Origin of the sequence: Pseudomonas fluorescens, assembly GCF_902497855.1 — a bacterium.
Taxonomy (GTDB): Bacteria; Pseudomonadota; Gammaproteobacteria; order Pseudomonadales; family Pseudomonadaceae; genus Aquipseudomonas; species Aquipseudomonas fluorescens_BI.
In genome coordinates this window covers 1-3,126 of sequence record NZ_CABVHU010000043.1, presented here as the reverse complement: position 1 = coordinate 3,126, position 3,126 = coordinate 1, and the positions used below count along the sequence as shown (strand labels likewise).

1 rRNA gene is annotated in these 3,126 nt (G+C 50.8%); it reads left to right on the top strand.

Annotation, left to right across the window (positions count from 1 at the left end):
* The first annotated feature begins 198 nt into the window (after positions 1 to 198).
* Positions 199 to 3,092, top strand: a 23S ribosomal RNA gene (locus tag F8N96_RS34710).
* The last annotated feature ends 34 nt before the right edge of the window (positions 3,093 to 3,126 follow it).

Here is a 3,126-nt window from a genome sequence, read left to right as displayed (position 1 = left end):
TGAATATTGATTTCTAGTCTTTGATTAGATCGTTCTTTAAAAATTTGGGTATGTGATAGAAAGATAGACTGAACGTTACTTTCACTGGTAACGGATCAGGCTAAGGTAAAATTTGTGAGTCGCTCTTTATTGAGCAATGCATGCGAATTTTCGGCGAATGTCGTCTTCACAGTATAACCAGATTGCTTGGGGTTATATGGTCAAGTGAAGAAGCGCATACGGTGGATGCCTTGGCAGTCAGAGGCGATGAAAGACGTGGTAGCCTGCGAAAAGCTTCGGGGAGTCGGCAAACAGACTTTGATCCGGAGATGTCTGAATGGGGGAACCCACCTAACATAAGTTAGGTATCTTAAGCTGAATACATAGGCTTAAGAAGCGAACCAGGGGAACTGAAACATCTAAGTACCCTGAGGAAAAGAAATCAACCGAGATTCCCTTAGTAGTGGCGAGCGAACGGGGACTAGCCCTTAAGTGGCTTTGAGATTAGCGGAACGTTCTGGAAAGTACGGCCATAGTGGGTGATAGCCCTGTACGCGAAAATCTCTTAGTCATGAAATCGAGTAGGACGGAGCACGAGAAACTTTGTCTGAATATGGGGGGACCATCCTCCAAGGCTAAATACTACTGACTGACCGATAGTGAACTAGTACCGTGAGGGAAAGGCGAAAAGAACCCCGGAGAGGGGAGTGAAATAGATCCTGAAACCGTATGCGTACAAGCAGTGGGAGCCCACTTTGTTGGGTGACTGCGTACCTTTTGTATAATGGGTCAGCGACTTATTTTCAGTGGCGAGCTTAACCGAATAGGGGAGGCGTAGCGAAAGCGAGTCTTAATAGGGCGTCTAGTCGCTGGGAATAGACCCGAAACCGGGCGATCTATCCATGGGCAGGTTGAAGGTTGGGTAACACTAACTGGAGGACCGAACCGACTACCGTTGAAAAGTTAGCGGATGACCTGTGGATCGGAGTGAAAGGCTAATCAAGCTCGGAGATAGCTGGTTCTCCTCGAAAGCTATTTAGGTAGCGCCTCATGTATCACTGTAGGGGGTAGAGCACTGTTTCGGCTAGGGGGTCATCCCGACTTACCAAACCGATGCAAACTCCGAATACCTACAAGTGCCGAGCATGGGAGACACACGGCGGGTGCTAACGTCCGTCGTGAAAAGGGAAACAACCCAGACCGTCAGCTAAGGTCCCAAAGTTATGGTTAAGTGGGAAACGATGTGGGAAGGCTTAGACAGCTAGGAGGTTGGCTTAGAAGCAGCCACCCTTTAAAGAAAGCGTAATAGCTCACTAGTCGAGTCGGCCTGCGCGGAAGATGTAACGGGGCTCAAACCATACACCGAAGCTACGGGTATCATCTTCGGATGATGCGGTAGAGGAGCGTTCTGTAAGCCTGTGAAGGTGAGTTGAGAAGCTTGCTGGAGGTATCAGAAGTGCGAATGCTGACATGAGTAACGACAATGGGTGTGAAAAACACCCACGCCGAAAGACCAAGGTTTCCTGCGCAACGTTAATCGACGCAGGGTTAGTCGGTCCCTAAGGCGAGGCTGAAAAGCGTAGTCGATGGAAAACAGGTTAATATTCCTGTACTTCTGGTTATTGCGATGGAGGGACGGAGAAGGCTAGGCCAGCTTGGCGTTGGTTGTCCAAGTTTAAGGTGGTAGGCTGAGATCTTAGGTAAATCCGGGATCTTAAGGCCGAGAGCTGATGACGAGTGTTCTTTTAGAACACGAAGTGGTTGATGCCATGCTTCCAAGAAAAGCTTCTAAGCTTCAGGTAACCAGGAACCGTACCCCAAACCGACACAGGTGGTTGGGTAGAGAATACCAAGGCGCTTGAGAGAACTCGGGTGAAGGAACTAGGCAAAATGGCACCGTAACTTCGGGAGAAGGTGCGCCGGTGAGGGTGAAGCATTTACTGCGTAAGCCCATGCCGGTCGAAGATACCAGGCCGCTGCGACTGTTTATTAAAAACACAGCACTCTGCAAACACGAAAGTGGACGTATAGGGTGTGACGCCTGCCCGGTGCCGGAAGGTTAATTGATGGGGTTAGCTAACGCGAAGCTCTTGATCGAAGCCCCGGTAAACGGCGGCCGTAACTATAACGGTCCTAAGGTAGCGAAATTCCTTGTCGGGTAAGTTCCGACCTGCACGAATGGCGTAACGATGGCGGCGCTGTCTCCACCCGAGACTCAGTGAAATTGAAATCGCTGTGAAGATGCAGTGTATCCGCGGCTAGACGGAAAGACCCCGTGAACCTTTACTATAGCTTTGCACTGGACTTTGAATTTGCTTGTGTAGGATAGGTGGGAGGCTTTGAAGCGTGGACGCCAGTTCGCGTGGAGCCAACCTTGAAATACCACCCTGGCAACTTTGAGGTTCTAACTCAGGTCCGTTATCCGGATCGAGGACAGTGTATGGTGGGTAGTTTGACTGGGGCGGTCTCCTCCTAAAGAGTAACGGAGGAGTACGAAGGTGCGCTCAGACCGGTCGGAAATCGGTCGTAGAGTATAAAGGCAAAAGCGCGCTTGACTGCGAGACAGACACGTCGAGCAGGTACGAAAGTAGGTCTTAGTGATCCGGTGGTTCTGTATGGAAGGGCCATCGCTCAACGGATAAAAGGTACTCCGGGGATAACAGGCTGATACCGCCCAAGAGTTCATATCGACGGCGGTGTTTGGCACCTCGATGTCGGCTCATCACATCCTGGGGCTGAAGCCGGTCCCAAGGGTATGGCTGTTCGCCATTTAAAGTGGTACGCGAGCTGGGTTTAGAACGTCGTGAGACAGTTCGGTCCCTATCTGCCGTGGACGTTTGAGATTTGAGAGGGGCTGCTCCTAGTACGAGAGGACCGGAGTGGACGAACCTCTGGTGTTCCGGTTGTCACGCCAGTGGCATTGCCGGGTAGCTATGTTCGGAATAGATAACCGCTGAAAGCATCTAAGCGGGAAACTAGCCTCAAGATGAGATCTCACTGGGACCTTGAGTCCCCTGAAGGGCCGTCGAAGACTACGACGTTGATAGGTTGGGTGTGTAAGCGCTGTGAGGCGTTGAGCTAACCAATACTAATTGCCCGTGAGGCTTGACCATATAACACCCAAGCAATTTGCTTGCTCGAAAGAGC